Raw genomic sequence first — 16,372 nt, 5'->3', positions numbered from 1 at the left:
TCGACTGCGAGGTCGGCTTGCGGGAACCGGGATGCCAACCCGGGCCTCCCTTTGCACATAACGCTTGACTTGGCCGCGGCTCGGGCAAATCATCGGCCCATGGGGATTGCGATCTCCCCACGAGGCTCCGGCCCAAGCATCGCGTCCAGAAACCCGTGATACGGAAGGACGCGCCATGCCATCCCCGACCACCATTTCCATCGACAAGCTCGCCCGCCTGATCGGTACGCCGCATTGCCCGGCGCTGATCGACGTGCGCAATGACGAGGATTTCGCCCTCGATCCCCGACTCGTACCTGGCTCGATCCGGCGATCGCACCGCGACGTCCAGACATGGCACCAGGCGATCGCCCGGCCCTCGGCCGTGGTGATCTGCCAGGCCGGCAAGAAGCTGAGCGAAGGCTGTGCTGCATGGCTGCGGCAGATCGGTCTGCCCGCCGGGTCGCTCGAAGGCGGCATCGAGGCCTGGTTTGCCTCCGGCTTGCCCGCCGTGCCGGCAGCCAGGGTGCCGCCGCGCGACGCGGCGGGCCGCACCGTGTGGGTGACGCGGGCGCGTCCGAAGATCGACCGCATCGCCTGCCCGTGGCTGATCCGCCGTTTCGTCGACCCGCACGCGGCCTTCCTGTTCGTTGCCCCGCAGGAGGTGGCGGGTGTCGCCGACCGGTTCGATGCCACGCCCTTCGACGTCGAGAACGTCTTCTGGAGCCACCGCGGTGAGACATGCAGCTTCGACACCATGGTCGAGGAATTCGGCCTCGCCACGGAGCCGCTGCTCCGGCTCGCGGCCATCGTGCGCGGCGCCGACACCGCCCGCCTCGACCTGGCGCCGGAAGCGGCGGGGTTGCTGGCGGCTTCGCTCGGCCTGTCGCGCATGTATTCCGACGATCTGGCGCAGCTGGAAGCGGGCATGACGCTCTACGATGCCTTCTACCGCTGGTGCCGCGACGCGACGGACGAGAGCCACAACTGGCCGAGCGCGAAGCCCGGAGCCGCGTCATGACCGTCGCCGCTTCCGACGCACCGGCGCCGCACCGTCCCGCCGCGCACGGCATAAGCTTCGCCGAGGCGGTCAAGGTCTGGGCCAGGATCGCCGCGCTGAGCTTCGGCGGTCCGGCCGGGCAGATCGCCGTCATGCACCGCATCCTGGTCGAGGAAAAACGCTGGATCGGCGAGACAAGGTTTCTGCATGCGCTGAACTACTGCATGCTTCTGCCCGGCCCGGAAGCACAGCAGCTCGCTATCTATATCGGCTGGCTGCTGCACAGGACCAAAGGCGGCCTCGTCGCCGGCATCCTCTTCGTCCTGCCCGGCCTCGTCGCCATCATGGCGCTGAGCTGGATCTACGCGATCTTCGGCACTGTCGGGATCGTGCAGTCGCTGTTCTTCGGCCTCAAGGCCGCCGTGCTGGCGATCGTGCTGGAGGCCGTCGTGCGCATCGGCAGGCGGGCGCTGCGCAACGCCGTCATGGTCGCGCTGGCCGCTGCCGCCTTCGTCGCCATCTTCGTCTTCCGCCTGCCGTTCCCGCTGATCGTGCTGGCGGCGGCGTTGATCGGTTACATCGGCGGCCGCGCCGGCTGGGCCGCCTTCATGGCCAGCGGCGGACACGGCAAGGCGGGAAAGGTGGCCGATGCCGACACCGCGCTTGGCGAAGCCATTCCCGAACATGCCCGCAATGCCGGTAGATGGTCGCTCAGGATGGCGGCGATCCTGCTGGTGCTGTGGCTGGCGCCGGTAGCGGCCCTGCTGCTGCTTTACGGGCCACAAGACGTCTTTTCGCAGATCGCCGTCTTCTTCTCCAAGATGGCGGTCGTCACCTTCGGCGGCGCCTATGCCGTGCTGGCCTATGTCGCCCAGCAGGCGGTCGAAAGCTATGGCTGGCTGAAACCGGGCGAGATGCTGGACGGGCTGGGCATGGCCGAGACCACGCCCGGGCCGCTGATCATGGTCACCCAGTTCGTCGGCTTCATGGGCGCGTTCCGTTCGCCGGGAACCATGTCTCCCTTGCTTGCCGGTACCCTTGGCGGCCTGCTCACCACCTGGGTGACGTTCACGCCCTGCTTCCTGTGGATTTTCCTCGGCGCGCCCTACATCGAGGCGCTGCGCTCGAACCGGGCGCTGTCGGCGGCGCTGGCGACGATCACCGCCGCCGTGGTCGGGGTGATCCTGAACCTCGCCGTCTGGTTCGCGCTGCATGTGCTGTTCGGCGAAGTCCGGGAGGTGCGCGGCTTCGGCGCCACCCTCGACATTCCGGTCCTGGCCAGCGTGAACCTCGCCGCGCTGGCTTTGGCGATCGTCGCGCTGCTGGCCGTCTTCCGCTTCCGGCTCGGCATGTTGTGGGTTCTGGCAGGCTGCTCGTTGCTTGGCGTGCTCTATGGGCTGATGGCCGGCGCGATCTGATGTGCCTGCGCTTCCGTGTTTTCCGTGAAAATCGGAAGCGCTACAGTCGCGCCTATCGGGTTCTGTCGCCCGGCGGCCTGCCGACGGGCGGCAGAAGGCCGAGCAGGCGCACCAGCTCGCGCTGGTTCTCGGTGCCTGTCTTGTGCAGGATGCTGGCGATCTGCGTGCGCAGCGTGTTGTCCGAAACCCGATGCTGGGCGGCGAACTCGGCCAGCGAATGGCCGGCCGCGAGAGCCAGCGCCAGCCGCGCTTCCGCCGTCGTCAGCACAAACAATTGCTGCAGGGCCGCGGCGTCGAGCGTCGTTGAGGTGTTTTCCGACCTGAGGGTGACGAGCACACGCCCCGGCTGGCCGCCGAGACGCATCGGCAAGGGCGTCGTCAGCACGAACACCCGTATGCCGTCCCTGGTGGTCAGGATGAGGGCGTCGCCGCTCCCGCCGGCTGCGGTTTGGCCGATCGAGGCGGCGAGTTGCCGGGATTGGCCCGCGTTGCGCGCCCGCAGGCCTTGTCGCGAGGCCAGCGTCACGATGCCGCTCGCTTCCAGCGCCTCGGCCGCGCGGTTCGCAAACAGGACATGGCCGGCGCCGTCGCAGATCACGCAACCGAAAGCCAGGGTTTCCAGGGCCGCGAGCCCGGCATTGAGATGAAGGCCCAGGTCCAATCTCCGGCGCAACTGCATCGCTCTCTGCAGATGGGGCGCCAGGTCCTGCAGCCGGGCGACATCGTCATCGCTGAAATCCGTGCTCCCCCGTGGGCGGTGAACACTGAATTGCAGCAGCACCCCGGGGCCGACCGGAACCGCCGGGACACCCATGGCGCGAACGGTGTCATGCACCCGCAGGAAGTCCGTATGGAACTCCGTTCTCTCCAGGTCGGTCTCCGGCATGAGATCCGTGAAGCGGGAGATGCTGTTGGGGTGGCGCGCCATCGCGAGGGGAATGCAGGGATTGATGTGGCGATAATAGGCGGCATAGTCCTGCAGCGCCTTGTCCGGGAGATTGCAGATGGCCGCCTCCGCGAAGGCATTTCCGTGCAGGATGCCCAGGGCTGCGCTGCTTCCTTCGCCGACCGCCATCACGATTGCGGTCAGCCCCTGTAGTCCCTCCGGATCGAGTGCGGCATCGTAGATGTCGGAAACAATCGCAGGTTGTATCGCAAGCGATCCGCGGATTGGTCTTCCTGGAACAACACCCATTTTACCTGGCCGCCCCCAGCGGAGACACGCGGACATGCCCAGTCGGCGTATCTGCCCTGAAAAGTAACAGAATTCCGCATCTTTGACCATTAATACAAAATGATGCGGAAAAGAGCTTCCGCTCTAGCGCCTGTCGCCCGGACCTTCGGCATCGCTTTCTCCGGGCGCGAATGTCATCGGCCACAGCATGCGGGCAGGGCGCTCGCCATAGGTGCCGGCATAGGCTGGCATCGTGGCCAGCAGGGTTTCGGCAAGGGCGATGCCCAGGTCCCGCAGCGACAGGTCATAGACCGACAGCCGCGGCGAAAGAAAATGCGAGTGCGGGCTTCGCCGTCCGATGACCGCGATGTCACGTCCAGGCATCAGGCCTGCCTCGTTCAGCCCGCGATAGAGCCCGGTCGCCAGCGCCTCGTTGATCAGCAGGATCGCCGTCGGGCGCGCCTTGCAGGCCAGCCACGAACTGATCGTGGGCTTGTGTCCGGAGCACATCACGATCGCACCGAAGCGCCGCTACCCTCCCGCCAGCCGCGGCAGCAGGAAGATCTCGGCGCCTTCCGGCAGCTTCTTCGACCAGGTGTCGCGGTAGATGGTGCCGTCGATGGCGACCGCGATGCCGCGGTCGATGAACGGCTCGAAGCCGGGATACTGTTCAGCGAGTTTCCTGAACAGTTCCCTGATGTCCTTGGCTTCGATGTCGAGCTTGTCCTTGCCTCCGGCGACAGCGGCGAGCGATCCCCAGAGCGTGACGGCGACCATCAGCCGCCCCGTTTAGAGCGCCGCGCGTCCGTTCGGACGCGCAAAGGACGCTCTATCACGTTGAATCTACGCATCGTGGGCCGATGCGCTAGCCTCGAGCGCCGCCAGGATGCGCGGCGGCGACATCGGGATGTGCGTCATGCGCACGCCGACCGCGTTCGACACCGCGTTGGCGATCGCCGCCAGCGGCGGCACGATCGAGGTCTCGCCGACGCCACGCACGCCATAGGGGTGGTTCGGGTTGGGGATCTCGAGGATCTGCGTGTCGATCATCGGCAGGTCCGAGCAGACCGGGATGCGATAATCGAGGAAGCCGGCATTCTGCAGCCGCCCGTCCTTGCCGTAGATGTATTCCTCGTTGAGCGCCCAGCCGATGCCCTGCGCCGCGCCGCCCTGGTACTGGCCTTCGACATAGGTCGGGTGCACCGCCTTGCCGGCATCCTGTACCACCGTGTAGCGCAGCACCCGGGTCGAGCCGGTCTCGGGGTCGACCTCGATGTCGCAGATATGGGTGGCGAAGGAGACGCCGGCGCCGTCGGCGACCAGCTCGCTGTGGCCGGCGATCGGTCCGCCGGTCGTGCCGGACTGGGCGGCGATCTCCTTCAGCGAAAGCGGCGACAGGTTGCCGTATTTCTCGCCCCTGGCAAGCGCATGGCCCTTTTCCCAGACGACGTCGTCGACGGGGATGTCCCACATCTGCGCGGCGCGTTCGCGCAGGATCCTGATGGCGTTGCGGGCAGCCGAGATCGTCGCCATGGAAGAGGAGAAGGTGCCGCGGCTGCCGTCGGTCATGTCGTTGTAGCCGAGGCTGGACGTGTCGGCGACGATGGCCTTGACCTGGGAATAGTCGATGCCGAGCTCTTCCGCCGCCACCAGCGACAGCGAGGCGCGCGAACCGCCGACATCCACGGTGCCGACGGCCAGCGAGATCGAGCCGTCCATGCCGATGTTGAGGTCGACGCAGGTCTGGCCGCCGAAGTTGAACCAGAAGCCGCAGGCCATGCCGCGGCCCTGGTTTTGCTTGAGCGGCGCCTTCATGTGCGGATGGTTCTTCACCGCCTCCAGCGTCGGGCCGATGCCGATCGGGCCATAGACCGGACCGTAGGAAGCGCGTGTGCCTTCCTGCGCCGCGTTCTTGATGCGGAAGTCGACCGCATCCATGCCGACCTTCCCGGCCAGCTCGTCGATGGTGCTTTCCACCGCGAAGGCGGCCATCGGCGCCGACGGCGCGCGATAGGCCGCGGTCTTCGGCCGGTTCACCAGCACTTCGAAGCCGACCGTCCTGACGTTATCGAGCTTGTAGCAGGCAAACGCCGTCATGGCGCCGACTTCGGCCCACATGCCGGCATAGGGACCGCAGCTGTAGCGCAGCGTCGCTTCCGCGGCGGTGATGGTGCCGTCCTTCTTGGCGCCGATACGGACGTCGATGGAGGTGGCGCTGGTCGGGCCGGACGCGCGGAACACCTCGTCACGCGTCATCACCAGCTTCACCGGCCGGCCGGCCTTGCGCGACAGCGCGAGCGCAACCGGCTCGGCCCAGACATGGGTCTTGCCGCCGAAACCGCCGCCGATCTCCGAGGAGGTGACGCGCAGCTTCGAGGCTTCCATACCGAGCAGTTGCGCGCAGTGCTGGCGGTAGACGAAATGGCCCTGCGTGCAGACCCACAGCTCCGCCGTGCCGTCGGCGCTGACGCTCGCCACGCAGGCATGCGGCTCGATATAGCCCTGGTGCGTCTGTTCGGTCCTGAAGGAGCGTTCGATGACGAAATCGGCCTCGGCGAAACCCTTGTGGATGTCGCCATGGCCGTATTGCGTGCGCTTGTGGACGTTGGACGGCTTGACCGGCTTTTCCTCGAGACCCTCGGTGAAGATGGCCTCGTTGATCAGCGGTGCGGTGTGCTTGAAGGCCTCGTCGACATCGGTGACATGCGGCAGCACCTCATAGTCGATTTCGATCAGCTTCAGCGCCTGCCTCGCCGTGCGGGCGTCGATCGCCGCCACCGCCGCCACGGCATGGCCGTCATAGAGCGCCTTCTTGCGCGCCATGCAGTTGTCGAGGATGTCGTAGAGGGCGCTGTCGCCATTGGTGAGGTCCGGCAGGTCGGCCGCCGTGATCACCGCCTTTACGCCGGGAAGGGCTTCGGCCTTCGAGGTGTCGATCTTGCGGATGACGGCGTGCGCATGGGGGCTGCGCAGCACGCGCCCCACCAGCTGCCCGGCCATGTTGAAGTCGGCGCCGTAGCGGGCGCGGCCTGTCACCTTGTCGATGCCGTCGGGACGGATGGGGCGCGTGCCGACGGAAGTGAAATCGCGGTTGGTCAGACGGGGATCGAAATTCATCGTCTCAGCCTCTCATCACGCCGGCGGCGTCCTGGACGGCGCGCACGATCTTGTCATAGCCGGTGCAGCGGCACAGGTTCCCGGCCAGCCCGAAGCGGATCTCCTCCTCGGTCGGGTCGGGGTTCTTGGCCAGAAGGTCCTTGGCCGCGATCAGGAAGCCCGGCGTGCAGATGCCGCATTGCAGGGCGGCATGCTCCAGGAATTTCTGCTGCAGCGGATGCAGTTTCTCGCCATGCGCCATGCCTTCGATGGTTTCGACCTGCCGCCCTTCCGCCTCGGCGCCCAGCACCAGGCACGAGCAGACCAGCCGGTCGTCGACGATGACGCTGCAGGCGCCGCAGTCGCCGGTGCCGCAGCCTTCCTTGGCGCCGGTCAGCCCGAGCCGGTCGCGCAGCACTTCCAGCAAGGTCTCGTCAGGCTGGCAGAGATACTCGACATGATCGCCGTTGATTGTCGTTGAAACCGCTACGCCGGCCATCACTTGCCTCCTGCACGTTCGTAAGCGGTGGTGGCGGCCCGTCCGGCCAGCACGCCCGCGACTTTTCGTCTGAACTCGATGGTGCCGCGCTTGTCGTCGATGGGGCGGCAGGCCCCCGCGCAGACCTTGGCGAGCCTTTCCAGCGTCGCCTCGTCCAGTCTGGAGCCGACCAGCACCTCGGCGGCTTCCTCGACCAGGAGCACGGTGGGGGCGGCAGCGCCCAGCGCCACACGCGCCGTCTTGACGACACCCGCTTCGTCGAGCGTCAGGTTCACCCCGGCGCTGACCACCGCGATGTCCATTTCGGTGCGCGGAATGAAACGCAGATAGGCATCGCCCGCACGCGGTTCGCGCTTGTCGAGCAGGATCGCCTCGATGATCTCGCCCTTGGCGAGCGAGGTCCGGCCCGGCGCGGTTGGCACGCTTTCGACCGCAATGGTGCGCTTGCCCGACGGACCGGCCACCACGGCCTTCGCGCCGGCGGCTACCATAGCCGGCACCGAATCGGCGGCGGGCGAAGCGTTGCAGAGATTGCCGACGATGGTGCAGCGTCCCTGCACCTGCTTGGAGCCGATCAGCTTCGCCGCTTCGACGACGCCCGGCCATGCTTGTCTGAGCGCCTTGTTCTCGCCCAGCACCGCGCAGGGCACGGCAGCGCCGATCGAGAAGCCTTCCGCTGTTTCCCTGATTTCGCTCAAAGCGTCGATCGCCTTGATGTCGATGATCAGGTCGGGTTCGACGAACCCGCCTTTCATCCTCACCAGCAGATCGCTGCCTCCCGCCAGGATGGCGGCTGTACCGGATGCGCCAACCAACTGGCCGACGGCATCCTCGATTGTAAGCGGACGTATGTAACGCATCGTCTCCCCTTGGCTATCGCAAGCTCAGGATAGTTATATAAAGAGTCTTCCCGTTATGACCATCCGGGCAAGCGCAATTCCATCAGGCCAGGGTGGTGAAAAGTTGGCATGCCGTCGGCTTCTTCGATGGCGTCCGCTTCTTCCTGGACCTGCCTGTCGGTTCCATTCCTGCGATGGTCCTGAACGTCGAAAATTGCCGCCAGAAGCGCCGGCGCCCTATCTCCCCCCATGCGGGGGAGAAAGCGATTTCAGCATCTTAGACGAGCACGCCCGTTAGGGCGGCGCAGGCTAAGTGCTAGAAATCGCAAGAGAGGGGATATGCCGGCACGTCGCTGACAAGTTGCTTCTCCAAGCGTCTTGTTCTCGAAAGCCACTCTCTGTCTCGCGATAGCTGTGCAACCCCTCAGCTGAAGATCCCCTCTCTTGGATTTTCTACGACTTAGACTGCGCCGCCCTGCGGGCGTGCTCGTCTAAGATCGTGAAAATCCTTTCTCCCCCACAAGGGGGGAGATAAGGGCGCGCGCCACCAGCGTCGGCACTCGGCCCCCGACCTCAATGCGAATCCTTCGGCACCGCGTTGCCGCGGCAGCCGCGCAGGAAGTCGAAATCGGCGCCGGTGTCGGCGCCGGTGACATGGTCGTGGTAGAGCATGCCGTAGCCACCGGCGGGGCGGGTGGGCGGGTTTTGCCAGGCCGCCAGCCGCGCCGCGATCTCTTCTTCCGGCACATCGAGATGCAGGCGGCGGTTCGGCACGTCGAGCTCGATGAAATCGCCGTCGCGCACGATCGCCAGCGGACCGCCGGCCGCCGCCTCCGGGCTGGTGTGCAGCACGACCGTGCCGTAGGCGGTGCCCGACATGCGCGCGTCGGAAATGCGCACCATGTCGGTGATGCCCTTCTTCAGCACCTTGGGCGGCAGGCCCATATTGCCGACCTCGGCCATGCCGGGATAACCGCGCGGGCCGCAGTTCTTCAGCACCATGACGCAGGTCTCGTCGACGTCGAGGTCGGGGTCGTTGATCTTGCGCTTATAGTCGTCGATATCCTCGAAGACGACGGCGCGGCCCCGGTGCACCATCAGCGCCGGCGATGCCGCCGACGGTTTCAGCACGGCGCCGCTGGGCGCCAGATTGCCTTTCAGCACCGCAATGCCGCCCGCCGCCGTCAGCGCCTTTTCGGTCGGCAGGATGACGTCCTCGTTCCAGTTGCGGACATCCTTGACCTCGTCCCAGACGCTCTCGCCCGACACCGTCAGCGTATCCTTGTGCAGCATGCCGGCTTCGCCCAGCCGCTTCAGCACCACCGGCAGCCCGCCGGCATAGAAGAACTCCTCCATCAGATATTTGCCGGACGGCATCAGGTTGACGATGGTCGGCACGTCGCGGCCGAGCCGGTCCCAGTCGTCCAGCGTCAGGTCGATGCCGGCCCGGCCGGCCAGCGCCAGCAGATGCACCACGGCATTGGTCGAGCCGCCGATGGCGCCATTGGTGCGGATGGCGTTCTCGAAGGCATCGCGGGTCAGGATGTCGGAAGGCTTCAGGTCGTCCTTCACCATCTGCACGATGCGCCGTCCGGTGAGCTGCGCCATCACCCGGCGGCGGCTGTCGACAGCCGGAATGGCGGCGTTGCCCGACAGCGCCATGCCGAGCGCTTCCGCCATCGAGGCCATGGTCGAGGCCGTGCCCATGGTGTTGCAAGTGCCGGTCGAACGGCTCATCGCCTGCTCGGCTTCCAGGAATTCCGCCTTGGTCATGGTGCCGGCCTTGATCGCCTCCGACATCTGCCACAGCGCCGTGCCCGAGCCGACGCGCTCGTTGCGGAACCAGCCGTTCAGCATCGGGCCGCCGGTCACGGTGATCGCCGGCAGGTCGACCGAGGCCGCGCCCATCAGCAGCGACGGCGTGGTCTTGTCGCAGCCGACCATCAGCACCACGCCGTCGATCGGCTGGGCGCGGATGGTCTCCTCCACCGCCATGGCAGCGAGGTTGCGGTACATCATCGCGGTCGGGCGAAAGGTGTTCTCCGAGGCCGAGAACACCGGCACTTCGTGCGGGAAGCCGCCGGCCTCCCAGATGCCCGCCTTCACCTTTTCCGCCAGCTCGCGCAGATGGCCGTTGCAGGGGGCGAGGTCCGACCAGGTGTTGAGGATGCCGATCACCGGCCTGCCGTCGAACAGGTCGTGCGGGTAGCCCTGGTTCTTCAGCCAGCCGCGGTGGTAGATGTTGTCGCGCGAGGTGCCGCCATACCATTCCTGCGAACGCAGCCGGCGCGGCCACGGCGCCGGCTCGAACGGGGTGCGTGGGGCCTTGGTCTCGGTGGTCATGCTGTTTTCCTGTTTGCGGCGCCGCGGTCGCCGGCCAGCACCAAGAGGCGCTGCAATGCGATGAAGGCGAAGAGCAGGATGCCGACGACGATCTTCGTCCACCAGCTCGACAGCGTGCCGTCGAAGACGATGTAGGTCTGGATCAGGCCCTGGATGACGACGCCGAAGAAGGTGCCCGCCACCAGCCCGACGCCGCCGGTGAGCAAGGTGCCGCCGATCACCACGGCGGCGATGGCGTCGAGCTCGACGCCGACGGTGGCCAGCGAATAGCCGGCCGAGGTGTAGAGCGAGAAGACGACGCCGGCGAGGCCCGACAGGAAGCCTGACAGTGCATAGATGCCGATCGTGGTGCGTGCCACCGGCACGCCCATCAGTTCGGCCGACTGCCGGTTGCCGCCGATGGCGTAGACATAGGAGCCGAAGCGCGTGTAGTGCGCGATCACGATGCCGGCGGCGAAGACCGCGAGCATCAGGCCGCCGATCAGCGTCAGCCGGCCGCCGCCCGGCATCAGCACATACATCTTCTGCACGGCCGAATAGAAGGCGTGGTTGATCGGGATCGAATCCGTCGCGATCACGAAGGCCATGCCGCGCGCCAGGAACATGCCGGCGAGCGTCACGATGAAGGCCGGCACTTCGAGATAGTGGATCGCAGCCCCCATGGCGGCGCCGAAGGCTGTGGAGACCGCCAGCGCGATGGCGAAGGCGGCGAGCGGATGCACGCCGTACCAGCTCACCAGCACCGAGATCAGCACGCCGGTGAAGGCGATCACCGCGCCGACCGAAAGGTCGATGCCGCCGGACAGGATGACGAAGGTCATGCCGACCGCCGCGATGCCGAGAAAGGCGTTGTCGGTCAAGAGATTGCCGGCCACGCGCGTCGAGGCCATGTTCGGGAACTGGAACACGCACACCGCATAGGCCAGCGCGAAGATGACCAAGGTGGCGAAGAAGGGAGTGAGGCGCGACGACATCATGTGCGCTGCGCCTTGCTCTCGGGAAGGGCGCGGCCGCGCACGAAGATGCGCCCGACGGATGCCGACTGCGCCAGCAGGATGACGATGATCACGATGGCCTTGACGATGAGGTTGTATTCGGGCGGGAAGCCGGAGATGAGGATGCCGGTGTTCATGGCCTGGATGATGACGGCGCCCAGCACCGACATCAGGATCGAGAAACGGCCGCCGAGCAGCGACGTCCCGCCGATCACCACCGCCAGGATGGCGTCGAGCTCCAGCCACAGGCCGGCATTGTTGGCATCGGCGCCGCGGATGTCGGCCGTCACGATGATGCCGGCGATGGCCGCGCAGAAGCCGCAGAAGGCGTAGACCAGGATGAGCAGCAGGCGGCTGTTGATGCCGGCATAGGTCGAGGCGCTGCGGTTGACGCCGAGCGACTCGATCAGCAGCCCGAGCGCCGTTCGCCGCACCACCAGCAAGGTCAGCACCATGAGCGCCGCGACGATGGCGACCGGCATCGGGAAGGCGAGGAAGGAGCCGGCGCTGAAGGCGGTCAGGCCGGGATCGTTGAAGGTCACGATCACGCCCTCGGTGACCAGCTGCGCGATGCCGCGCCCGGCCACCATCAGGATGAGGGTGGCGACGATCGGCTGCAGCTCCAGCACCGCGACCAGGAAGCCGTTGAGCAGCCCGCAGGCGAGGCCGACGCCGAGTGCCGCCAGCACCACCACCGGCAGCGGATGGCCGGCCATGATCATGGTTGCTGCGACCGCGCCGGCCATCGCCATGACGGCGCCGACGGAGAGGTCGACGCCCTTGGTGGCGATCACCATGGTCATGCCGATCGCCAGGATCGCCACCGGCGCGCCGCGGTTGAGCACGTCGATGAGGCTGCCGAACAGGCGCCCGTCCTGCAGGCGGATCGAGAAGAAGCCGTCGAAGGCCATCCAGTTGAAGAACAGGATCAGCGCCAGGCAGGCGAGCTGCGGCGCGGCGCGTTTCAGGCCGCTCATGCGCCGGCTCCTTCGCTGGCCGCGATGGTGCGCATGATGGTGCCGGTGCTGATCTCGGCGCCGGTGAGGTCGCAGATATGCTCGCGGTCGCGCAGCACCCGCACCCGCGTCGAATAGGCCATGATCTCCTCGATCTCGGACGAGATCACCACCAGCGCCAGCCCTTCCGCGCAGAGCCGGTTGATCAGCTGGATGATCTCGGCATGCGCCCCGACATCGATGCCGCGCGTCGGCTCGTCGAGGATGAGAAGGCGCGGTTCCGTCGCCAGCCAGCGCGCCAGGATCACCTTCTGCTGGTTGCCGCCCGACAGGAGCTTCACCGGCTTCTCGATGTCGGTGGTGCGGATGTCGAGCGCCTTCACGAAACGGTCGGCAAGTTCCGCCTGCTCGCGGCTCGACATGCGTTTCAGCCAGCCGCGCCGCGCCTGCAGCGCCAGCGCGATGTTCTCGCGCACCGAGAGGTCGCCGATGATGCCGTCGGCCTTGCGGTCTTCCGGGCAGAGCCCGAAGCCGAGCCGCACCGCTTCGCGCGGCGAAGTGATGCGCACCGCCTTGCCGTCGACGGTGGCCTTGCCGCTGTCGGCATGGTCGATGCCGAACATCAGCCGCGCCGTCTCGGTGCGGCCCGATCCCAAGAGGCCGGCGATGCCCACCACTTCGCCCGGCGCGATCGCCAGGTCGAAGGGCGCGACGGAACGCGACAGGCCATAGGCCGAGAATTCGATGGCAGGGGCCGTGCCGGCGGCCGGCGGGGCGCGATGGCCGTGTTCGGTCACCGCTTCGAGCGCGCGGCCCAGCATCATCGAGACGAGCTCCATGCGCGGCAGCGCCGCTCTATCGCGGGTGCCGACCAGGCGGCCGTTGCGCAGCACGGTGATGCGGTCGGCCACGGCATAGACCTGGTCGAGGAAATGCGTGATGAAGACGATGCCGAGGCCGCGCTCGCGCAGCTTTCGCATGACGGAAAACAGCAGCTGCACCTCGTGCCGGTCGAGGCTTGCTGTCGGCTCGTCGAGGATCAGCACCGAGCCCGACATGTCGACGGCCCGGGCGATGGCGACGAGCTGCTGCACGGCGACGGAGAAGCTGGCCAGCGGCGCCTTGACGTCGATGTCGATGTCGTATTGCGCCAGAAGGGCTCTGGCCATGCGGTTCATGGCCCCGGCATGGGTCAGCCCGAAACGCTTCGGCTGCCGGCCGATATAGAGGTTTTCGGCGACGCTGAGATTGGGCAGGAGGTTGACCTCCTGGTAGACCGTGCCGACGCCCAGCTTCTGCGCATGCAGCGGGTCGCGCACGTCGACCGGCTCGCCGTTCAGCACGATTGTGCCGGCATCGGGCCTATGCACGCCGGTCAGCACCTTGATCAGCGTCGACTTGCCCGCGCCGTTCTCGCCGAGCAGCGCATGGATCTCGCCCCTGCGCACGGAAAAGTCGACATGTTCGAGGGCCTTGAAGCCGAAGAAGCTTTTCGAGATGTCATGGGCGCTGAGAAGCGCATCGGTTTCGCCCACACCGTCCTCCGGTCAGCGCATGGATATTGTGTTGGAAGGGGAGAGCGGGCGAGGCTCTGCTGCGCCCCACCCGACCTTCACCCCCAACTGCTGGGCAATCACGTTTGCCACGGTTGCATTTGCCGCGACTGCATTTGCCTCTCCGGGCGACCTAAAGCACGGTCTGGATCGCCGCGCCTTCTTCCGCGTTCCGGAATGGATCCCCGACACTCTTCGGGAGCTTCGCTCCCTGCGAGGTCGAGGATGACGGAGCTTGGAAGAGCGCTTCGGCCAATCTCCAGCCTTGGCACCACCATCAACGCCGAAATGGAGCCGCGACATCGCAACCTGCGTCATCCTCGACCTCGGAAGCAGCGAAGCGACTGGAGAGTGTCGGGGATCCATTCCGGAACGTTGAAGGGAATGGCGCGGCGCAAGCACGGCCATACGCGATTGCCTTCCTTCCTTCCTCAGTAGCCGAGGCCCTTCTTCTCCTCATAGACCTTCATCGGATCGTCGGCCTGCGTGTAGAGCTTGGATTCCGTGATGATGGTCTTGGGCGGCACGGTGCCGTCCTTCTTCAGCTTCTCCAGCGCATCGAAGGCGGGGCCGGCCATGTTGGGGGTCAGTTCCACCGTCGCGTTGGCTTCGCCGGCGGCGAGCGCCTTGAAGATGTCGGGCACGGCGTCGATCGACACGACCTTGATGTCGGTGCCCGGCTTCAGCCCGGCTTCCTTGATGGCCTGGATGGCGCCGACCGCCATGTCGTCATTGTGGGCATAGAGCGCGCAGATGTTCTTGCCGCCATTCTCCGCCTTCAGGAAGCCTTCCATCACTTCCTTGCCCTTGGCGCGGGTGAAGTCGCCGGTCTGGCTGCGGACGATCTTGATCGACGACGTGCCGGCGATCGCCTCTTCGAAGCCCTTCTTGCGGTTGATGGCCGGCGACGAGCCGGTCGTGCCCTGCAGCTCGACGACGTTGCAGTCCTTGCCGGCCTGCTCCTTCACCAGCCATTGCCCGGCGACCTTGCCTTCCAGCACCTGATCGGACGCCACCATGGTGGTGTAGAGGTCTTCCGGGCCGTCGATGCCGCGGTCGAGCAGGAAGACCGGGATGTTGGCTTCCTTGGCCTCGGTCAGCACGGCCTCCCAGCCGGTGGCGACGACGGGCGCCACGAAGATGGCGTCGACGCCCTGCGCGACGAAGCCGCGGATCGCCTTGATCTGGTTTTCCTGCTTCTGCTGGGCGTCGGCGAATTTCAGGTCGACGCCGCGCTTTTCGGCCTGCTGCTTGGTGACGCTGGTCTCCGCCGCGCGCCAGCCCGATTCCGAGCCGATCTGCGAGAAGCCGACGGTCAGGCCGGCGGCCTGCGCCGAAGCGCCGATGAGAAGAGATGCCGCCGAGGCGAGCAGAATAGTCCTGATGGTCCTTGTCACTGGTTCCTCCCGAGTGAATGCGACGGGTCGCGCTCCACCCGCGAGCCCGGCCGCTATCAAGGCTTTCCGGGTCATAACCGTCAAATCATCATTAGGCATCTTCATATACCGGAATTGGTAAGATAGAAGGGCGCATGAAGTTCCAGTATCTGAAGCTGAACCAACTGCGTTTCGTCGATGCCCTGCGCCGCCGGGGAAGGCTCGGCCTCGCCGCCGAAGAACTGCACATGTCGCAGCCGGCGGCCTCGCGCATGCTGGCCGAGATCGAGGGCCTCGTCGGCCAGCCGATCTGCGCGCGCAACGCGCATGGCGTCGTCTTCAACGAACTCGGCCAGGCGCTGGCGGCGCGCGCGCATCGGGTGATCCACGAGATCGACCAGCTGCGGCGCGACCTGACCGAACTGGTCGACGGCAGCCACGGCAAGGTGCGCATCGGCGCGGTCACCACCGCCGCCGTCGCCTATGCCTTGCCGGCGGCGATCGGCCTGCGCCAACTGGCGCCGCGCATGGAGCTGCAGGTCGACGTCGAGCCGAGCGTGACGCTGATGCGGCGCATGCGCGCCGGCGACTATGATTTCGTGCTCGGCCGGCTGACCGAACCCGAGGACCGCACGCGGTTCGACGAGCGCCAGATCGGCGCCGAGGCGGTGAAATTCGTGGTGCGAGAAGGCCACCCGCTGGCCGGGCGCGGCCGGCTGCGCCTCGCCGACCTGGCGCGCCACGACTGGGTGGTGCAGCCGGTCGGCACGCCGATCTGGTCGGCCCTGGCACGCGGCTTCGTCGATGAGGGCACGCGCTTTCCCGAAAGCGTGACCTATACCGCCTCGGTGCTCCTGACGCTTGCCGCGATCTCGCGCACCGACGCCATCGCCCCGCTGGCCGAGGATGTCGTGCACCTGCTGGCATCGCCCGCGCTCGCCACCCGCATCGCCATCCTCGACATGGCCACCCCGATCTTCGTGCCGGACCTCAGCATCATCACCCTGCGCGACAACGCGCTGTCGCCCATCGCCTCGCGCTTCCTCAACCTGATCGAAGGCGAGATCGCGGCGAAGGGTGGTCTTGGTGGGTGAAGATGAAGCGCTCTTATCTTCCCTTGCGGGGAGAGCCGGATAGCGTGAAG

The 16,372-nt window shown here is 66.6% G+C and carries 13 protein-coding genes and 1 pseudogene; 3 read left to right on the top strand and 11 right to left on the bottom strand.

Going from position 1 to position 16,372, the window contains the following annotated elements; all coding sequences use genetic code 11:
• The first annotated feature begins 175 nt into the window (after positions 1 to 175).
• Positions 176 to 1,000: a sulfurtransferase/chromate resistance protein gene (locus AO692_RS21790; protein ID WP_054312138.1), complete on the top strand. Its 825-nt coding sequence runs from the start codon at positions 176 to 178 to the stop codon at positions 998 to 1,000.
• On the top strand, positions 997 to 2,397 hold the full coding sequence (chrA, locus tag AO692_RS21785; RefSeq protein ID WP_054312137.1) for a chromate efflux transporter: 1,401 nt from the start codon (positions 997 to 999) through the stop codon (positions 2,395 to 2,397). Before AO692_RS21790 ends, chrA begins: the two co-directional genes overlap by 4 nt.
• 52 nt (positions 2,398 to 2,449) lie before the next feature.
• Here the strand turns inward: chrA and AO692_RS21780 are convergent, their stop codons facing one another.
• The 11 genes and pseudogenes from AO692_RS21780 to ytfQ all read right to left on the bottom strand — a co-directional run bounded on the left by AO692_RS21780 (position 2,450) and on the right by ytfQ (position 15,228).
• On the bottom strand, positions 2,450 to 3,472 hold the full coding sequence (locus AO692_RS21780) for a hypothetical protein (protein ID WP_054312136.1): 1,023 nt from the start codon (positions 3,470 to 3,472) through the stop codon (positions 2,450 to 2,452).
• Positions 3,473 to 3,715: 243 nt separating this feature from the next.
• A pseudogene (locus AO692_RS21775) lies at positions 3,716 to 4,036 on the bottom strand (substrate-binding domain-containing protein); the annotation flags it as partial.
• 66 nt (positions 4,037 to 4,102) lie between these two features.
• Positions 4,103 to 4,348, bottom strand: coding sequence for a MoaD/ThiS family protein (locus AO692_RS21770; protein WP_054312134.1), 246 nt, complete (start codon positions 4,346 to 4,348; stop codon positions 4,103 to 4,105).
• Between the two features lie 66 nt (positions 4,349 to 4,414).
• Positions 4,415 to 6,688 (bottom strand): xanthine dehydrogenase family protein molybdopterin-binding subunit, encoded by a 2,274-nt coding sequence (locus AO692_RS21765; protein WP_054312133.1) that lies wholly within the window; start codon positions 6,686 to 6,688, stop codon positions 4,415 to 4,417.
• Positions 6,689 to 6,692: 4 nt separating this feature from the next.
• On the bottom strand, positions 6,693 to 7,166 hold the full coding sequence (locus AO692_RS21760) for a (2Fe-2S)-binding protein (RefSeq protein WP_054312132.1): 474 nt from the start codon (positions 7,164 to 7,166) through the stop codon (positions 6,693 to 6,695).
• The gene (locus tag AO692_RS21755) at positions 7,166 to 8,026 is read right to left on the bottom strand and encodes a xanthine dehydrogenase family protein subunit M (RefSeq protein ID WP_054312131.1); all 861 of its coding nucleotides are present in this window, start codon (positions 8,024 to 8,026) and stop codon (positions 7,166 to 7,168) included. The genes AO692_RS21760 and AO692_RS21755 overlap by 1 nt, the downstream gene beginning before the upstream one ends.
• Positions 8,027 to 8,578: 552 nt before the next feature.
• Positions 8,579 to 10,348, bottom strand: coding sequence for an L-arabinonate dehydratase (gene araD, locus AO692_RS21750; protein WP_054312130.1), 1,770 nt, complete (start codon positions 10,346 to 10,348; stop codon positions 8,579 to 8,581).
• Entirely contained in the window at positions 10,345 to 11,322 is a 978-nt protein-coding gene (gene yjfF / locus AO692_RS21745) for a galactofuranose ABC transporter, permease protein YjfF (RefSeq protein WP_054312423.1), read from the bottom strand. The genes araD and yjfF overlap by 4 nt, the downstream gene beginning before the upstream one ends.
• Positions 11,322 to 12,320 carry an ABC transporter permease gene (locus AO692_RS21740; RefSeq protein WP_054312129.1) on the bottom strand — a complete coding sequence of 333 codons (999 nt, stop codon included), beginning with the start codon at positions 12,318 to 12,320 and terminating at the stop codon, positions 11,322 to 11,324. The genes yjfF and AO692_RS21740 overlap by 1 nt, the downstream gene beginning before the upstream one ends.
• Positions 12,317 to 13,834, bottom strand: coding sequence for a galactofuranose ABC transporter, ATP-binding protein YtfR (gene ytfR, locus AO692_RS21735; RefSeq protein ID WP_054312128.1), 1,518 nt, complete (start codon positions 13,832 to 13,834; stop codon positions 12,317 to 12,319). Before ytfR ends, AO692_RS21740 begins: the two co-directional genes overlap by 4 nt.
• A gap of 449 nt (positions 13,835 to 14,283) precedes the next feature.
• On the bottom strand, positions 14,284 to 15,228 hold the full coding sequence (ytfQ, locus tag AO692_RS21730; protein WP_244483456.1) for a galactofuranose ABC transporter, galactofuranose-binding protein YtfQ: 945 nt from the start codon (positions 15,226 to 15,228) through the stop codon (positions 14,284 to 14,286).
• A gap of 155 nt (positions 15,229 to 15,383) precedes the next feature.
• On the opposite strand from ytfQ, the gene AO692_RS21725 reads away from it, so the two are divergent.
• The gene (locus AO692_RS21725) at positions 15,384 to 16,322 is read left to right on the top strand and encodes a LysR substrate-binding domain-containing protein (RefSeq protein ID WP_054312127.1); all 939 of its coding nucleotides are present in this window, start codon (positions 15,384 to 15,386) and stop codon (positions 16,320 to 16,322) included.
• The last annotated feature ends 50 nt before the right edge of the window (positions 16,323 to 16,372 follow it).

It is taken from the genome of Mesorhizobium sp. 1M-11, assembly GCF_001303895.1.
In the GTDB taxonomy this organism is placed as follows: domain Bacteria; phylum Pseudomonadota; class Alphaproteobacteria; order Rhizobiales; family Rhizobiaceae; genus Mesorhizobium.
The sequence above is the reverse complement of the archived record's forward strand: the minus strand, read 5'-3'. Positions and strand labels throughout refer to the sequence as shown.

Excerpts from the sequence above, each read along its gene's own strand:
- chrA (WP_054312137.1), top strand. The coding sequence starts at position 997 with ATGACCGTCGCCGCTTCCGACGCACCGGCGCCGCACCGTCCCGCCGCG.
- AO692_RS21780 (WP_054312136.1), bottom strand. The coding sequence starts at position 3,472 with ATGGCGGTCGGCGAAGGAAGCAGCGCAGCCCTGGGCATCCTGCACGGA.
- AO692_RS21755 (WP_054312131.1), bottom strand. The coding sequence starts at position 8,026 with ATGCGTTACATACGTCCGCTTACAATCGAGGATGCCGTCGGCCAGTTG.
- AO692_RS21765 (WP_054312133.1), bottom strand. The coding sequence starts at position 6,688 with ATGAATTTCGATCCCCGTCTGACCAACCGCGATTTCACTTCCGTCGGC.
- AO692_RS21770 (WP_054312134.1), bottom strand. The coding sequence starts at position 4,348 with ATGGTCGCCGTCACGCTCTGGGGATCGCTCGCCGCTGTCGCCGGAGGC.
- AO692_RS21740 (WP_054312129.1), bottom strand. The coding sequence starts at position 12,320 with ATGAGCGGCCTGAAACGCGCCGCGCCGCAGCTCGCCTGCCTGGCGCTG.
- AO692_RS21760 (WP_054312132.1), bottom strand. The coding sequence starts at position 7,166 with ATGGCCGGCGTAGCGGTTTCAACGACAATCAACGGCGATCATGTCGAG.
- araD (WP_054312130.1), bottom strand. The coding sequence starts at position 10,348 with ATGACCACCGAGACCAAGGCCCCACGCACCCCGTTCGAGCCGGCGCCG.
- AO692_RS21725 (WP_054312127.1), top strand. The coding sequence starts at position 15,384 with ATGAAGTTCCAGTATCTGAAGCTGAACCAACTGCGTTTCGTCGATGCC.
- yjfF (WP_054312423.1), bottom strand. The coding sequence starts at position 11,322 with ATGTCGTCGCGCCTCACTCCCTTCTTCGCCACCTTGGTCATCTTCGCG.
- AO692_RS21790 (WP_054312138.1), top strand. The coding sequence starts at position 176 with ATGCCATCCCCGACCACCATTTCCATCGACAAGCTCGCCCGCCTGATC.